We start from the raw sequence: 16,535 nt of genomic DNA, 5'->3' as shown, positions 1-16,535 counted from the left end.
TCCCTAAAGCATACAAGGGACGGATCAACAACCCGGTGAGATGGCACGGCCTTTGGAACAGGCGAGCTGGCAATCCACGGAATCGGAACGATATAAGGGAACGCGCCTTCTCCCTCTCCCCGCCTGCGGGGAGAGGGTTGGGGTGAGGGGGAGTCTCCGCAAGGACGGTGAGAGTTGGACTCGCGGAGAGTCCCCCTCACCCGGATTGCATCTTCGATGCAATCCGACCTCTCCCCGCAGGCGGGGAGAGGTGAAGAGGAAGCACTGCGCGAACGAGAGATGATGAGGACCGAGTGACCCAAGCCAAGACGCCTTCGAAGTCCCCCGTCGCCCCGCGCCGGCCGCATGCCTTCACGCGGCACGGCATCACCGTGACCGACGATTATGCCTGGCTGAAGGATGCGAACTGGCAGGAGGTGCTGCGCGATCCCGCCGTGATCGACCCTGACATCCGCAAATATCTCGACGAGGAGAACGCCTATACCGAGAGCCTGCTCGGCCATACCGCGCCGCTGCAGAAGACGCTGGTGCGCGAGATGCGCGGGCGGATCAAGGAGGACGATTCCAGCGTGCCGTCACCCGACGGTCCCTTCGCCTATTTCCGCAGGTTTCGTGAAGGCGGGCAGCACGAGCTGTTCGGCCGCATGCCGCGCGGTGGCGGCGACGGCGAGATCGTGCTCGACGGCGACGCGCTCGCCAAGGACCACACATATTTCAAGTTCGGCGGCAGCCGGCACTCCTACGATCACAAGCTGCAGGCCTGGAGCGCCGACACCAAGGGCTCGGAATATTTTTCGATCCGCGTTCGCGACTGGGCGAGCGGTAAGGATCTCGACGATCTCGTCGAGGAGACCGATGGCGGCGTGGTCTGGGCCGCGGACTGCAAGAGCTTCTTCTATGTGAAGCTCGACGACAATCATCGGCCGATGCAGGTGTGGCGGCACAGGCTCGGCACCCAGCAGGCCGACGACACGCTGGTCTATGAGGAGCAGGATTCCGGCTGGTTCACCCACCTGCATGAGAGCACCAGCGGCCGCTTCTGCGTGATCGCGGGCGGCGATCACGAGACGAGCGAGCAACGGCTGATCGACCTCGCCAATCCCGACGTGCCGCCGCGCCTCGTCGCGGCGCGCGAGGAGGGCGTGCAATATTCGCTCGCAGACCGCGGCGACGACCTGTTCATCCTCACCAATGCCGATGACGCCATCGACTTCAAGATCGTCACCGCGCCGCTTCACGCGCCCGAGCGCAAGAACTGGCGCGATCTGATCCCGTATCGGCCCGGCATCTACATCATCGACCTCGATCTCTATGCCGGCCATCTGGTGCGGCTCGAGCGCGCCCATGCGCTGCCGTCGGTCGTGATCCGCGATCTCGCTGGCGGGGAGGAGCACGCCATCGCGTTCGACGAGGCCGCCTATTCGCTCGACACGATGGGCTCCTACGAGTTCGAGACGACTACACTGCGCTTTGCCTATTCGTCGATGACGACGCCGTCGGAAGTCTATGATTACGACATGACGAAACGGACGCGCGTGCTGCGCAAGCGGCAGGAGATTCCGTCGGGACATAACCCGGCCGACTACGTCACGACGCGCATCATGGCGAAATCGCATGACGGCGCCGAGGTGCCGGTCTCGATCCTCCATCGCCGCGGGCTGAAGCTCGACGGCACAGCGCCGCTCCTGCTCTACGGCTACGGCTCCTACGGCATGGCGATGCCGGCGTCGTTCAGCGCCAACCGCCTGTCGCTGGTCGATCGCGGCTTCGTTTACGCCATCGCGCATATCCGCGGCGGCGCCGACAAGGGCTGGGGCTGGTATCTCGACGGCAAGCGCGAGAAGAAGACGAACTCGTTCGACGATTTCGCCGCCGGCGCCCGCGCGCTGATCGATGCGAAATACACCAGCGCCAAGCGCATCATCGGCCATGGCGGCTCGGCCGGCGGCATGCTGATGGGCGCGGTCGCCAACCGTGCCGGCGAATTGTTCGCCGGCATCGTCGCCGAGGTGCCGTTCGTCGACGTGCTCAACACCATGCTCGACGACACACTGCCGTTGACGCCGCCGGAATGGCCGGAATGGGGCAACCCGATCGAGAGCGAGAAGGATTTCCGCACCATCCTCTCCTACTCGCCCTACGACAACGTCGCGGCGAAGGACTATCCGGCGATCCTGGCGATGGGCGGACTTACTGATCCCCGGGTCACTTACTGGGAGCCCGCCAAGTGGATCGCACGCCTGCGCGCCACCATGACCGGCGGCGGCCCGGTCCTGCTGCGCACCAACATGGGCGCCGGCCACGGCGGCGCGTCGGGCCGCTTCGACCGGCTGGACGAAGTCGCGATCGTCTACGCGTTCGCGCTGTGGGCGGCGGGGATGGCGGAGGCGTGACGTTTATCCCTCTCCCCGCAAGGGGCAGGGCGATTGCATGTGACTTGTGGCGCCGGCCGGCGCGCACGCCTCGTCCTTCGAGACGACCGCTGTGCGGTCTCCTCAGGATGAGGCTAAACAGCATCCGCGCTCGTTGAAGCGGTCGCCACGACCTCGGTCCTCATCCTGAGGGCCCGCCAACGGCGGGCGTCTCGAAGGATGGCCACAGGCAAGATCGAACTATATGCGATAGCCCTGACTGCAGCGGGGAAAGGCGAAGGAACTACCGCCCGTTCTTCTTGCGCCATTCCGCGAAATCGGTGAGCGTCTGGGGATCGGTGGCGGGATAGAGACCGAAAATGCCGCGGCCCTTGCCGACTTCCTCGGTGACGAAATCCTCGAATGCGGTCATCTCGAACGTTTCGTTGGCGATCTCGTCCGCAAGATGCGCGGGGATCACGATGACGCCGTCGGCATCGCCGAGAATGACGTCGCCGGGAAACACCGGCGCATCGCCGCAGCCGATCGGCACGTTGATCTCGATCGCCTGATGCAGCGTCAGATTGGTCGGCGCCGAGGGGCGATGGTGGAAGGCGGGAAAGCCGAGCCTTGAGATCTCGGCGGAGTCGCGAAAGCCGCCATCGGTGACGACGCCGGCGACGCCGCGCTTCATCAGGCGCGTCACCAGGATCGCGCCGGCCGAGGCCGCGCGCGCATCCTTGCGGCTGTCCATCACCAGCACGGCGCCCGGCGGGCACTCCTCGACCGCCTTGCGCTGCGGATGGGAGCGATCCCTGAACACGTCGATAGTGTTGAGGTCCTCTCGCGCCGGCATGTAGCGCAGCGTGAAGGCCTCGCCGACCATGGTCGGCTGGTCCGGGCTCAAGGGGCGGACATCCTGGATCATCTGGATGCGCAGGCCGCGCTTGAACAAGGCGGTGGCGACGGTTGCGGTGGAGACGGATTTGAGTTTTGTGCGGGTGGCTTCGGTGAGTTTGGTCATGATGTACTCGTCATTCCGGGGCGCGCGTAGCGCGAGCCCGGAATCGATCGGGCCGCATACGCTGGGGTGAAATGGGTTCCGGGTTCGATGCTTCGCATCGCCCCGGAACGACGGTCAGTAAATCGACGGCTCGCCGATCGGCGCGCCGAAATCGGTCTCCAGGAAGTCGAAATCGCAGCCGTCATTGGCCTGCTTGATGTGCCTGGTGAACATCCAGCCATAGCCGCGTTCGAAGCGGCGCGCGGGCTGCTTCCAGGCGGCGCGGCGTTTTGCGAGCTCGGCTTCGGAGACGTCGAGATTGATGGTGCGCGCGGCGACGTCGAGCGTGATGCGGTCGCCGTTCCGCACCAGCGCCAGCGGACCGCCGATATACGATTCCGGCGAAACGTGCAGGATGCAGGCGCCATAGCTGGTGCCGCTCATGCGCGCATCCGAGATGCGCACCATGTCGCGCACACCCTGCTTCACGAGCTTGGTCGGGATCGGCAGCATGCCCCATTCCGGCATGCCGGGGCCACCTTGCGGCCCGGCATTACGCAAGATGAGGATGTGATCCTCGGTGACGTCGAGGTTGGGATCGTCGACCGCCTTCTTCATCGAGGGATAGTCGTCGAACACCAGCGCCGGCCCGGTGTGCCTGAGGAAGCGCGGCGCGCAGGCGGAGGGTTTTATGACGCAGCCGTCGGGCGCAAGATTGCCCGTGAGCACGGCGAGCGCGCCTTCCTTGTAGATGGGATTGTCGATGCCGCGGATCACGTCGGCATTGTACACCTCGGCGCCCGCGATGTTCTCAGCCACCGTCTTTCCAGTGACGGTGACACACTCGAGATGCAGATGCGGCTTGATCTGGCTCATCAGCGCCGGCAGGCCACCGGCGTAGAAGAAGTCCTCCATCAGGTACGTCTCGCCGCTCGGCCGCACGTTGGCGATGACGGGCACCTTGCGGCTGGCCTTCTCGAAATCGTCGAGGCCGATGTCCTGGCCGGCGCGGCGGGCCTGCGCGATCAGATGGATGATGGCGTTGGTGGAGCAGCCCATCGCCATCGCGACCGCAATGGCATTCTCGAACGCCTTGCGGGTCTGAATCGTCTTCGGCGTCAGATCCTCCCACACCATGTCGACGATGCGGCGGCCGCATTCACTGGCCATGCGGATGTGGTTGGCATCCGCGGCGGGAATCGAGGAAGCGCCGGGCAGCGTCATGCCGATCGCTTCTGCAATCGCGGTCATGGTCGAGGCGGTGCCCATGGTCATGCAGGTGCCGTAGCTGCGGGCGATGCCGGCCTCGATATCGAGCCAGTCCTTGTCGGAGATCTTGCCGGCGCGGCGCTCGTCCCAATACTTCCAGCCGTCGGACCCGGAGCCGAGCGTCTTGCCCTTCCAATTGCCGCGCAGCATCGGGCCTGCCGGCAGATAGATCGCCGGGATGTTCATCGAGGTCGCACCCAGCAGCAGCGCCGGCGTGGTCTTGTCGCAGCCGCCCATCAGCACCACGCCGTCGACCGGATGGCTGCGCAGCAGCTCCTCCGCGTCCATTGCCAGCAGGTTGCGATAGAGCATGGTGGTGGGCTTGAGCAGTGATTCCGACAGCGACAGCGCCGGCAGCTCCAGCGGCAGGCCGCCCGCCATCAGGATGCCGCGCTTGACGTCCTCGACGCGAGACTTGAAGTGCATGTGGCAGGGCTGCGCGTCCGACCAGGTGTTGAGGATCGCGATGATCGGGCGGTCCTTCCACTCCTCCGGCGCGTAGCCCATCTGCATGGCGCGGGAGCGGTGGCCGAACGAGCGCAGATCATCGGGCGCGAACCAACGCGCGCTGCGGAGCTGGTCGGGCGTTTTCTTCTTGTTGGTCATCGCATTCCTTGTCCGTCCGGAGGATTGGCCCTGCTCTTCTCACAGGCGATCCACCCCCGGCAAGGCGCTGGGCTGGCGGATGGCGAACCTCTGCTATGCACTCAGGCGGGCATATTTGGCGGTGCAGCGCAATAAATCGGCAGCACCGGCCGAAGTGCTTGCCGGCAGACGAGAAACCGCGCAACAATTTCGAGTTGATTGGCTTGATTTGCGGTTGGTGGGACTAACTCCGCCGACTCCGGAGGATTTCAGACGTGGCCAACATCCTGATCGTGGATGACGATCCGGCCGTCCAGTTCACCATCCGGCTGCTGCTGGAACGGGCTGGTCATCACGTGACGGTCGCCGGGGATGGCCGCAAGGGGCTGGCGCTGTTCGAGGCGAGCCGGTTCGACCTGCTGTTTCTCGACATCTTCATGCCCGGCATGGACGGACTGGAGACGATGCGTCACATTCGGGTGCTGGCCCCGGCCGTTCCGATCGTCGTCATCTCCGGCCGTTCGAGCACGCCGGATGCCTATGCGGAGCCGGATTTCCTGAAGATGGCGACCAAGCTCGGCGCGGTCGCCAGCCTGCAAAAGCCGTTCCGGCCCGGTACACTGCTCGCCGTGGTCGCAGATTGCCTGAAGGCCCACGAGCCGGAGGGGTCCGATGTCCGCTCCGGCCGCCGATGACAAGGGCACCTCCTCTGCTGCAAGCCAGAAATGGCGCAGCGATACGGCGGGTCCGGCGAAATTCCCCATGAGAGCAGCAACGACGCTGGCCACGCGGCTGGCCATCGCGATGATCCTGCTGGTGGCGGTTACCGTGGCCGCGGTCGGATGGCTCGGCTATCGCAACACCACACAGGCCGTCATTCCGCGGGTGCTGGAGCGGGTCGAAGCCCAATCGCGCCTGCTCGCGACCAACCTTGAATCCTACGTTGCCGGCGTGCGCGGCGATCTGGTCGGCTATCGCGCCGCAGCGGCGATCAACGGCCTGATCCGCGCTCATGTCGGCGGAGGGGTCGATCCCGTGGATGGCGTCTCGGAGCAAACCTGGCGCGAGCGTATCGCGGCACGGCTCGCGGCCGAGATCGAGGCCAAGCCCATCTACGGGCAGTTCAGGATCATCGGCGTCGACAACGACCAGCGCGAACTGGTCCACGTCGATCGCTCCGGACCGAACGGAGCAGTCAGGATCGCCCCGGACGGTGAACTGGAGCGCAAGAGCGACCGAGCCTACTTCCAGGAAGCCATACGGCTCGCGCCCGGCGAAATCTATGTGTCTCCCATCGAGCTCGCCACGCGTCAGGGGGGAACGAGGGCGTCCCACGCGCCGACTTTGCGGGTCGCGATGCCGCTGTTCACAGCCGACGACAAGCCGTTCGGCATCATCGTGGCCAATGTCGACATGCGCCCGGCACTCGACCGGGTCCGTGCGACAACGACCTCCGGCGGAGAGATCCACGTTGTAAACGCGCGCGGCGACTATCTCGTCCATCCCGACCGTATGCGCGAATTCGGCGCAGCGCATGACCGCCCCAACGACTGGCGCAAGGACTTTCCATACTTCGGGGCTCTGACGGGCACGCTGGAAGGATCCACGCGGCTCATGACCGATTCATCGGGCCGGCCGAGCGGGGCAGCGCTGGCGCCGACCCTGCTCGCGGGCAAGGAATGGGTCGCCATCATCGAAACGATCCCTGCGCCCGTGTTCGGCCGCGTGCCGGCCGCCATTCAAAAAACGTCCCTGCTCGTCGGCGTGCTGGCCGTTCTCGCCGCAGCTGCCCTCGCGGTGCTGCTGGCGCGCTCGTTGACCCGCCCGATCGGGCGCCTGACGGAGGCGGTGCAGGCCATCGGCAGCGGACGTCCCGCAGACATCCCCGTCGATGCCAGCGGCGAAACCGGCGTGCTGGCGCGGGCCTTTGCCCGGATGGTGGAGGAGATGCGCGCGAAAACAGCCGCGCTCGAACGCGAGATCGAGGAGCATCGCCGCACCGAGGCGGCGCGAAGCCATCATGCGGCGCGCGAGAGCCTGTTCAGCGCCGCGGTGGAATCGTCCGACGATGCGATCGTGATGCAGACGCTCGATGCCGTCATCACCGGCTGGAATCCGGCCGCCGAACGCCTTTACGGCTATACGGCGGAGGAGGCGATCGGCAAGCCCACGTCGATCATTGTCCCACCCGACCGCCGCGAGCACGGCAAGGACTATCTGCGGCGGATCGCGCGGGGCGAGCCGATCGAACGCTTCGAGACGGTCCGCCTGCGCAAGGACGGCACGCCGGTCGAGATTTCGCTCGGCCTGTCGCCGATCAAGGGACCGGCGGGCGAGGTCATCGGCGCCTCGGGAAGCGCGCGCAGCCTGACCGAGGCGCGACGCGCCGAGCGGGCCCTCCAGAACCAGCTGGAGGAGCGGCGGCAGATCTTCGAGACGTCGCAGGACCTGATCATGGTCATGGACGCGCGAGCCCATGTCGCGCAGATCAGCCCGAGCAGCCAGACCATTCTCGGCTATCGACCGGACGAGATGATCGGCCGCAGCGGCGCCGACTTCATTCATCCCGCTCATCTGGAGCAGTCCCGTGCCGAAATGCGCGCGATGCGCCGCGGCGAGCGCGTCAAGCTCGCCGACACGCGCTGCCTCCACAAGAACGGGCACGAGGTCTGGCTGTCCTGGCTCGGCAGCTGGTCCGAGCCCGCCAAGCGCTTCTTCTTCGTCGGGCGCGACATGACCGAAGCGCGGCTCGCGCAGGAATCGCTGCGCGAGAGCGAGCGGCTCGCCCGCAACATCGTCGAGACCTCGCTCGACGCCTTCGTCCAGACCGACGAGACCGGAAGCATCCTGAACTGGAACTCGCAGGCCGAGCAGCTGTTCGGCTGGCGCCGCGACGAGGTGCTCGGCAAGAGCACGATCGACCTCATCGTCGCCGAGGGCGAACGCGAGAGGGTCAGGGCGGGGCTGAAGCAATTCCTGGCCGAAGAGGACGGCACGACGCTGAACCGCCGCCGCGAGCTGATGTGCCGCCGCCGCGACGGCAAGGAATTCAGGGCCGAGCTGAGCGTCACCGCGCTGAAGCGGCGCGAGGGCCTGCTGTTCAACGTCTTCTACCGCGACCTCACCGACAAGATCGCCGCCGAGGAGCGCATCCGCCACGCCGAGAAGATGGAGGCGGTCGGCCAGCTCACCGGCGGCGTGGCGCATGATTTCAACAACATTCTCACCGTCATCACCGGGACGATCGAGATTCTTGCGGAGGCGGTCGCCAAGGAGCCGCAGCTCGCGGCCATCACCAAGATGATCGACGAGGCCGCCGCGCGCGGCGCCGATCTGACCCAGCACCTCCTTGCCTTCGCCCGCAAGCAGCCGCTCCAGCCGCGCGAGATCGACATCAACTCGCTGATCGTCGACACCGCGAAATTGCTGCGTCCGACGCTGGGCGAGCAGATCCAGATCGAATCGGTGTTCGAGGACGAGAATTGCGTCGCCATCGTCGATCCCAACCAGCTCACCACCGCGATCCTCAACCTGGCGCTGAATGCGCGCGACGCCATGCCCGGCGGCGGCAAGCTGATCGTGGAGACCGGCGCCGCCTATCTCGACGAGGTCTATGCCGGCGCCAACGACGTGCCGCCGGGGCACTACGTGCTGATCGCGGTGAGCGACACCGGCACCGGGATTCCCGCGCACATGCTGCCCAGGGTGTTCGACCCCTTCTTCACCTCGAAAGGACCGGGCAAGGGCACCGGGCTCGGGCTTTCGATGGTCTACGGCTTCATCAAGCAGTCCGCAGGTCACATCAAGATCTACAGCGAGGAGGGCCACGGCACCACGATCAAGATGTATCTGCCGCCCGGCAAGACGCCGACGGCGAGCGGCGAGGGCGTGACGCCGGCGACGATCGAGGGCGGACACGAGACGATCCTGGTCGTCGAGGACGACCGGCTGGTGCGGGACTACGTGCTCGCGCAGCTGCATTCGCTGGGCTACGTCACCCTGCAGGCCGCGGACGCCGCGGAGGCGCTCGCGATCGTCGCCGCCGGCAAGCCGTTCGACCTTCTGTTCACCGACGTCATCATGCCCGGCAAGATGAACGGACGGCAGCTCGCGGACGAGCTGATGAAGACGCGCCCGGATCTCAAGGTGGTCTACACGTCAGGCTATACCGAGAACGCGATCATCCATCACGGCCGGCTGGATTCCGGCGTGATGTTGCTGGCCAAGCCCTATCGCAAATCGGATCTGGCACGGATCATCCGCAAGGCGCTGAGCGGGTGAGAGCCGTAGCCCGGATCGAGCGCAGCGCAATCCGGGAACAAGTGTTGAAGCCTGCACGAGCGCGAACTTAGCGGCGCAGCGAGCTCTCGTAGGGTGGGCAAAGGCGCACTTGCGCCGTGCCCACGATCTCTTCCACTGCGTCACGTGAAGTTCGTGGGCACGCTTCGCTTTGCCTACCCTACGGCATCTCACGTATCACGCTACGACGCGCGCTGGGCCGCGGTCATCACGATGCGGATCAGGTCGGCGGCATTGCGTGCGCCGAGCTTCTTCATGATGTTGGCGCGGTGGTCCTCGATGGTGCGCGGGCTGATGCCGAGCGTGCGGCCGGCCTCCTTGTTGGAGGCACCGGCGGCGAACTGCTCGAGCACCTCGCGCTCCCTGCGCGTCAGCGGCTCGCGGCCGGGGAAATGCAGCGAGCCGAATTTCGGCGACGCGTTCTCCGCCTGCCGGCGTGCATAGGCACCGATCGCCTCGTCGAGGCGGCCGACGATCTCGCTGCCGCGGAACGGCTTCTCGATGAAGTCGAGTGCGCCGCTCTTGATCGCGCCCACCGCCATCGCGATGTCGCCCTGCCCGGAGATCATGAAGATCGGTGCCGGGTAGTCCTCGCCGTGCAGCTCCTTCAGGATGTCGAGACCCGACTTTCCGGGAATATTCACGTCGAGCAGGATTGCAGCCGGTGTGCGGTTTCGCGCGACCGAGAGCAGCGCTGCACCGTCGGCGAAACAGATCACCTCATAGCCCGCCGCCTTCAACACCATCGACAAGGTGTCGCGAACGGCAGGGTCGTCGTCGACCACGAAGATTTCACCGCGAGAGCTTTGTTCGGCCATGTGCCACATCCGGTTGGCATGAAGGACTCGCGTTCCGCGCCATTCGTTATGGCGCTCGGCGCGGATTCGGCCCACCCGTATTTGTACGGGACATGGACTTAACGCACAAGTAGCGGCATGGCGCCTAATTGCGGTGGACGGAGAATATCCATGCTAAATTTGGCCGACACGCCGCCTCCCGTCGCAACGCCCGAAATCGCGAGCCGTGAGCTGATTGCGGCGGACCTTCGTTTGCTGATCGCACAGATCGAGACCAGCATGCGCCGGATCGCCGCAGCCATGGACCAAGAACACGGCAGCGATCCGGAAGGTTCCGCGGATATCGTCGTGCTCGACGACGTCACGCCCCGCTACGCCAGCGCGAGCGCGGCCCTCAATGCCTGCCGGGCGGGCCTCGGCCACGCCCTGCAATGCCTATCGGAATCCGGCAACGCGGCGGGCGGCAGCATCTGACCGCATGGCAGCTCCGCGAGCTAGGCGCGGTGCCGCTCCACGATAGCGTCGGTGGCGACACCACCCCAGGTGTGAATCGCCGGCAGGCCCATCGCGGTCTTGCCGAGATTGGCGAGGCTGATGCGCAGCGCCGCGAGATCCAGCGGCTTCGGCAGGCTCTGGAGCTCGATCCCGACGGAACGGGCGAAGCTGCGGGCGGCACTGCGGCGCTTGCCGTCCATGCCGCTGATGACGATCACGGAGCCGGCGAACTTGGCGCTCGCCATCTCGCGCAGCACGTCGACGCCGTCGCCATCCTCCAGCACGAGGTCGAGCGTCACGCAATCGAAGCGCGCAGCGCGCAGCTTCTCGATCGCGTCCGCAACGGATGGCGCCACGGTGACCTCGTGGCCGGCCTGCTTGGCCGCGACCGTGATCAGGCTGCGCTGCGTGGCGTCGTCGTCGACCACCAGGAGCTGAAGCGCACGCCGTTCAGTGCCGTCGGGCAGGTTTGACGAGATCGGGGAAAGAGAACTTCTGGGCATTGCCGTATCCTGAGATTGAGAGCGTCAATGGATACACGGCTCGCGCTTAGGCCGCGTAAAGCTGCTGCGAGCAATTGACTCCGAAGTCTTCAGCAAATGTGAAGCAAAGTGTCGGAAAGCGTGGCGACAGTGGCGGCGGGATCAGGCCGCGGCGTCGTGACCGCCGGCCGCACCGCGCTTCTTCCGATTCTTGCCGCGCAAGAACTGGATATCCATTTCGGCACCGTTGACACGGACCAACTCGCAGCGACGATAGGCGAGACCCGTGGACGACAGCAGCAGGAAGAACTCTTTCAGGTTCAAGCCCTGGATCGAGCCCTCCACCGTGAGAACGGCGTCGGTGTCGGAGATCGCGTTGAGCTTGCAGTCGCGCCGCCAGGTGCCGTCGATGGCCATGATGCAGACATCATAACCGCGGCTGAAAGTCACGCGCTCGACGCCCTTGCCCTCCTCGGCCATGATTATCGTCCCGCCACCGCCGCCATGCGCGGCGCCGCACCGGCGAGAACCGGCTTGGCCGCTGCCGCGCGCGGATCGTTCGGCTTGTAGAGGCCGCGCCGCTCCGGAATCGGCCGGAACGTGTCGGTCAGCCCGACCACGGTTTCGGCAGCGCCGAGCACCAGGAAGCCGTCGGGCTCGATCTGGCGCGCCAGGCGGTTGAAGATGTTGATCTTGGTGTCCTGATCGAAATAGATCAGCACGTTGCGGCAGAAGATGACGTCGAAGGTGCCGAGCTGGGCGAAATCGTGCAGCAGGTTGAGCTGCCGGTGCTGGATCATCGCCCGCAATTCGGGATTGATCTGCCAGGTCTCGCCGATCTGCTTGAAATATTTCACCAGCATCTGGATCGGCAGGCCGCGCTGCACCTCGAACTGGCTGTAGACGCCGGCCTTGGCCTTCTCCAGCACCTCTTGCGACAGGTCGGTGGCGATGATCTCGACGCGCCAGCCGGTGAGGGCCGCGCCCATCTCCTTCAGACACATCGCCAGCGAATAGGGCTCCTGCCCGGTCGAGCCGGCGGCACACCAGATGCGCACGCTGCGCTTGGCCGCACGCGCCCTGATGATCTCCGGCATGATGTGGTCGCGGAAATGATCGAACGGGACCTTGTCGCGGAAGAAGAAGGTCTCGTTGGTGGTCATGGCTTCGACCACGTCGGTGATCAGCTGGCGCGAGCCGCCTTGCAGCTTCTGCACGAGCTCGGCGATGCCAGAGATCCCGGCCTTGCGGGCCAGCGGCATCAAGCGGCTTTCGATCAGATATTGCTTGTCTGCGGACAGGTCGAGACCGGAATTGTCCTTCAGGAACTTGCGCAGATACTCATACTCGGTCGGGGTCACGGATGGCCTCTTCGAACTGTACTGGAACACTCTGGCCCAAGCACTTTGGGCCAGACACACTCAGACCATGGCTTGTCCGACCGGGATCAAACCAACTTCAGCGAACTTGTCGGCGATGATATCTTTGTCGAAGGGCTTCATGATGTACTCATTGGCGCCGCCGCTGAGCGCCTGAGCGATATGAGCCACGTTGTTCTCGGTGGTGCAGAACACCACCTTCGGCTGATCGCCGCCGGGCAGGCGGCGCATGTGGCCCATGAACTCGAAGCCGTCCATGACCGGCATGTTCCAGTCGAGCAGCACCGCATCGGGCAGCTGCCGCTGACAGATCTCGAGCGCCTTCGAGCCGTCCTCGGCCTCGGTGACCTCGAACTCGAGGCCTTCCAGGATCCGGCGTGCGATCTTGCGCACGACGCTGGAATCATCGACCACCAAACAGGTTTTCATTTTGGTTCTCCGGCTTCGATGCTTTTCGTTGGCTCACGCGGCCATTTGCACTTTGGTTTCGAGCTCGAGGACGCGATCGACGTCGAGCACGACCATGAGCTGGCCGTCGAGGCGGTGGACGCCGCCGGCGAGCTTGGCCATGCGGGGGTCGAGGTTGACGGGGTTCTCCTCCATGCCGGCCTCGGGCAGGCGCAGCACCTCGCCGATCTGGTCGATCAGCAGGCCGTAGGATTCGCCGCGCAGGTCGACGCCGACCGCCATCGGCACCTTGCCGTCTTCGGCCTTGGGCAGGCCGAGGCGGGCACGCATGTCGACCACGGTGACGATGCGGCCGCGCAGATTGAGGACGCCCGCGATCTCGTGCGAGGACAGGGGCACGCGGGTGACGCGCTCGGGCATGAACACGTCCTGGACGCGCGAGATCGGCAGGCCGAACAGCTGGCCGCCGATCATCGCGGTGACGTACTCGACCATGGCGCCTTCAGCGGACTGGGTCTTCTTGCTCATCTCGGTGTCTCCTGATCCCCGTCCGGCTTACGCCGCGGCCCGGCTCAGCTCGGAGGCGCCGGCGGCGCCCGCGGTCTGCTCCTTCAGCGCCGCGATCAGACCGGGCCGGTCGAACTTGGCGACGTAATCGTGGAAGCCGGCCTGCCGGCCGCGCTCGATCGCCGCCGGCGACACCAGCGCCGAGAGGCCGATGATCGGCGTCGCGGCGAGGTTGTTGTCGGAGCGGACGACTTCGGCGAACTCGAACCCGTTCATGTCGGGCATCTCGATGTCGGTCAGGATCACGTCGAAACTCTGGGCGCGCAGGGCGGCGAGGCCTTCCTGCGCGGTCGGCGCGGTGCGGACGCGGTAGCCGGCGGCCTTCAGCACCGGCGCCAGCATGTTGCGGAAGAACGCCGAGTCGTCGACCAGCAGCACCGACTGCGAGTGCAGCGACGGCTTCATCTCCTTGCGGGTGAACCAGTCGGCGAACGCCATCGGCAGGAAGTGGCCGACGTCGATCACCTCGGTGGCCTGGCCCTTGATCACGGCCGAGCCGAGAATGCCGGAGGAGGAGCCGCCGACCTCGATGTTGAGGCGTTCCTCGACGATGTCGATGATCTCGTCGACGACGAGGCCCATGGAGCGGCCGTCGTCGGCGAACACCAGGATCGGCTGGGCGCCCTGGCTGGCAATGGTGACGCCGTCCATGGCGACCAGCGGCATCAGCTGCTCGCGGTACTGCACCATGTAGCGGCCGTTACTGAACTCGATCTTGTCGGCGGGCAGCTCTTCCAGGCGCGTGACGAGGCCAAGCGGGACCGCCTTGGGCTGCGACGAGCCGGCGCGGAACACCAAGAGCGAGGTGGTCTGCTCGCCGGAGCCGATGTGATGGGCGCCGTTCTCGTCGCCCATGTCATGGGCCGAGGAGCCGGCGGCGCCGAGCGCTTTCGCAATGCCGTTGGGATCGATGATCATGATCACCGCGCCATCGCCCAGAATGGTGTTGCCGGAGAACATGTCGATGTGACGCAGCTTGGTCGACATCGGCTTGACCACGATCTCTTCGGTGTGGAACACGCCGTCGACGACGATGCCAAAGGTCTGGCTGCCGACCTGGGTGACCACGATGAAGCCGTTCTCGGGATCGCTGGCGGCGCCGTCGTCGATCTTCAGGAGCTTCTTGAGGTGGATCAGCGGCAAGAGCTTGTTGCGCAACCTGAGGACCGCGGTGTCCTTGATGCGCTCGATGCGGTGCTCGGAGTTGGCGCGGGCCCGCACCAGCTCGACCACCGAGAGCTGCGGAATCGCAAAGCGGTCGCCGGCGGCTTCGACGATCAGCGCCGAGACGATGGCGAGCGTCAGCGGGATCTTGATGGTGACGGAGGAGCCTTCACCCGCGACCGACTTGATGTCGATGGTGCCGCCGATCTGGTCGATATTGGTGCGGACCACGTCCATGCCGACGCCGCGGCCCGAGACCGAGGTGATGGCGGCCGCGGTGGAGAAGCCCGGCGCGAAGATGAACTTGTGGATCTGGGCTTCGCTCATCTTCTCCAGCTCGGCCTCGGTGACGAGACCTGAGGAAAGCGCCTTGGCCTTGATCTTCTCGGTGTTGAGGCCGCGGCCGTTGTCGGCGATGCAGATGATGATGTGGCCGCCCTCGTGATAGGCGGAGAGGCGGATGGTGCCCTGCTCGCCCTTGCCGCTGGCGAGGCGTTCGGCGGGGGTCTCGAGGCCATGATCGGCGGAGTTGCGCACCATGTGGGTGAGCGGGTCCTTGATCAAATCGAGCACCTGGCGGTCGAGCTCGGTGTCGGCGCCGTGCATCTCGAGCTCGATCTGCTTGCCGAGTTCGGATGAGAGGTCGCGGACGATGCGGGGCAGCTTCTGCCAGGCATTGCCGATCGGCTGCATGCGCGTCTTCATGACGCCCTCCTGCAGCTCGGCGGTGACGTTGGAGAGGCGCTGCAAGGGCACCTTGAACTCGGTGTCCTCGTTGCGGCGGGAGATCTCCAGGAGCTGGTTGCGGGTCAGGACCAGCTCGGAGACCATGGTCATCAGGTGCTCCAGCGTATCCACGTTGACACGGATCGACTGGTTGGCGATGCGGTCGCCCTCGACCGCGGTCTCGTCGGCCATCGACTTCTTCGGCGCGGCCTTCTCCTTGGGCGCCTTTGCGGCTTCCTTGGCAACGGCGGCTTCGGCAGCCGGCGCAGGTGCAGCCTTGACCTCAGTCTTGGCCACGGGCGCGGCGACCGGCGCTTCGATCGCGGTCTCGCGGAAGGCGCGCTCGAGCTCGTCGAGCGAGACCTCGCCCGGACGCAGCGGGCGCTCCAGGGTCTGCTCGACCAGCGAGCCCGTGGTCATCTCCTTGGCAGGCGCCGCGGCCGGGGCGTCGGGCGCCAGCGGCGGCGCATCGGCAACGGGGGTGCCGGCCGGCATCGGCTGCGCCGAGCCTGACATGGCGGCCATGCCCTGCTCGACCATGGCCTCCAGCTTGTCGATGAGATCGCGGTCGTTCCCTTCAGGCTCGGCCTCGGTTGCCTCCAGGCCGGCCAAAATCTCCTTGATGCGGTCGATCGAGGACAGGATCACCGTCACCGCCTCGGCGGTGACAGGCATGCCGTCACGGAATTTGCCCATCAGGGTCTCGCCGGCATGCGCCAGCGCTTCCAGCCGCGGCAGGCCGAGAAAGCCGCAGGTGCCCTTGATGGTGTGGACCAGGCGGAAGATGTTATCCAGGATCTTGGCGTTGTTCGGCTCCTGCTCGAACTTCACCAGCTGATTGTCCACGGTGTCCAGGCTCTCGCTGGTCTCCGTCAGAAACTCCCGCAACAGATCATCCATGAGCTACGCCTTACTGACCTGGGCCGCAAACGCGACGTCCGAGCCACCCTCGGCACGGACGGAAGCCCCTATCCTGGATCGTTAGACATCCCCTTTCACAGTCCCGTTAA

General features: G+C 65.7%; 13 protein-coding genes. 4 read left to right on the top strand and 9 right to left on the bottom strand.

Annotation, left to right across the window (positions count from 1 at the left end; all coding sequences use genetic code 11):
* The first annotated feature begins 293 nt into the window (after nucleotides 1-293).
* Nucleotides 294-2,393 carry a S9 family peptidase gene (locus ACNJYA_RS02345; RefSeq protein WP_439365208.1) on the top strand — a complete coding sequence of 700 codons (2,100 nt, stop codon included), beginning with the start codon at nucleotides 294-296 and terminating at the stop codon, nucleotides 2,391-2,393.
* 262 nt (nucleotides 2,394-2,655) lie between these two features.
* Here ACNJYA_RS02345 and ACNJYA_RS02340 read toward each other — a convergent pair whose 3' ends face one another.
* Both ACNJYA_RS02340 and araD read right to left on the bottom strand, forming a co-directional pair.
* Nucleotides 2,656-3,375, bottom strand: coding sequence for a ribonuclease activity regulator RraA (locus ACNJYA_RS02340; protein WP_439365207.1), 720 nt, complete (start codon nucleotides 3,373-3,375; stop codon nucleotides 2,656-2,658).
* A gap of 114 nt (nucleotides 3,376-3,489) precedes the next feature.
* The gene (gene araD / locus ACNJYA_RS02335; RefSeq protein ID WP_439365206.1) at nucleotides 3,490-5,229 is read right to left on the bottom strand and encodes an L-arabinonate dehydratase; all 1,740 of its coding nucleotides are present in this window, start codon (nucleotides 5,227-5,229) and stop codon (nucleotides 3,490-3,492) included.
* Nucleotides 5,230-5,483: 254 nt separating this feature from the next.
* On the opposite strand from araD, the gene ACNJYA_RS02330 reads away from it, so the two are divergent.
* Both ACNJYA_RS02330 and ACNJYA_RS02325 read left to right on the top strand, forming a co-directional pair.
* Nucleotides 5,484-5,903, top strand: a complete 420-nt coding sequence (locus tag ACNJYA_RS02330; protein ID WP_172789322.1) for a response regulator — start codon at nucleotides 5,484-5,486, stop codon at nucleotides 5,901-5,903.
* A complete protein-coding gene (locus tag ACNJYA_RS02325; RefSeq protein WP_439401958.1) occupies nucleotides 5,881-9,489 on the top strand; it encodes a PAS domain S-box protein in 3,609 nt (1,202 codons plus the stop codon). The genes ACNJYA_RS02330 and ACNJYA_RS02325 overlap by 23 nt, the downstream gene beginning before the upstream one ends.
* 200 nt (nucleotides 9,490-9,689) lie before the next feature.
* Here ACNJYA_RS02325 and ACNJYA_RS02320 read toward each other — a convergent pair whose 3' ends face one another.
* On the bottom strand, nucleotides 9,690-10,325 hold the full coding sequence (locus ACNJYA_RS02320; protein WP_172789324.1) for a response regulator transcription factor: 636 nt from the start codon (nucleotides 10,323-10,325) through the stop codon (nucleotides 9,690-9,692).
* A 150-nt stretch (nucleotides 10,326-10,475) separates the two neighbouring features.
* On the opposite strand from ACNJYA_RS02320, the gene ACNJYA_RS02315 reads away from it, so the two are divergent.
* Nucleotides 10,476-10,778 carry a hypothetical protein gene (locus ACNJYA_RS02315; RefSeq protein WP_172789325.1) on the top strand — a complete coding sequence of 101 codons (303 nt, stop codon included), beginning with the start codon at nucleotides 10,476-10,478 and terminating at the stop codon, nucleotides 10,776-10,778.
* A 20-nt stretch (nucleotides 10,779-10,798) separates the two neighbouring features.
* Here ACNJYA_RS02315 and ACNJYA_RS02310 read toward each other — a convergent pair whose 3' ends face one another.
* From ACNJYA_RS02310 to ACNJYA_RS02285, 6 genes are all read right to left on the bottom strand, one after another.
* Nucleotides 10,799-11,302 carry a response regulator gene (locus ACNJYA_RS02310; RefSeq protein WP_172789326.1) on the bottom strand — a complete coding sequence of 168 codons (504 nt, stop codon included), beginning with the start codon at nucleotides 11,300-11,302 and terminating at the stop codon, nucleotides 10,799-10,801.
* Between the two features lie 141 nt (nucleotides 11,303-11,443).
* Entirely contained in the window at nucleotides 11,444-11,761 is a 318-nt protein-coding gene (locus ACNJYA_RS02305) for a PilZ domain-containing protein (protein WP_172789327.1), read from the bottom strand.
* A 2-nt stretch (nucleotides 11,762-11,763) separates the two neighbouring features.
* The gene (locus ACNJYA_RS02300) at nucleotides 11,764-12,642 is read right to left on the bottom strand and encodes a CheR family methyltransferase (RefSeq protein WP_172789328.1); all 879 of its coding nucleotides are present in this window, start codon (nucleotides 12,640-12,642) and stop codon (nucleotides 11,764-11,766) included.
* Nucleotides 12,643-12,702: 60 nt separating this feature from the next.
* Nucleotides 12,703-13,089 (bottom strand): response regulator, encoded by a 387-nt coding sequence (locus ACNJYA_RS02295; protein WP_018321619.1) that lies wholly within the window; start codon nucleotides 13,087-13,089, stop codon nucleotides 12,703-12,705.
* A 33-nt stretch (nucleotides 13,090-13,122) separates the two neighbouring features.
* Nucleotides 13,123-13,596, bottom strand: coding sequence for a chemotaxis protein CheW (locus ACNJYA_RS02290; RefSeq protein ID WP_439365204.1), 474 nt, complete (start codon nucleotides 13,594-13,596; stop codon nucleotides 13,123-13,125).
* A gap of 27 nt (nucleotides 13,597-13,623) precedes the next feature.
* On the bottom strand, nucleotides 13,624-16,425 hold the full coding sequence (locus tag ACNJYA_RS02285) for a hybrid sensor histidine kinase/response regulator (RefSeq protein ID WP_439365203.1): 2,802 nt from the start codon (nucleotides 16,423-16,425) through the stop codon (nucleotides 13,624-13,626).
* Nucleotides 16,426-16,535: the final 110 nt, after the last annotated feature.

Origin of the sequence: Bradyrhizobium sp. BLXBL-01, from assembly GCF_051853025.1 — a bacterium.
In the GTDB taxonomy this organism is placed as follows: domain Bacteria; phylum Pseudomonadota; class Alphaproteobacteria; order Rhizobiales; family Xanthobacteraceae; genus Bradyrhizobium.
The sequence above is the reverse complement of the archived record's forward strand: the minus strand, read 5'-3'. Positions and strand labels throughout refer to the sequence as shown.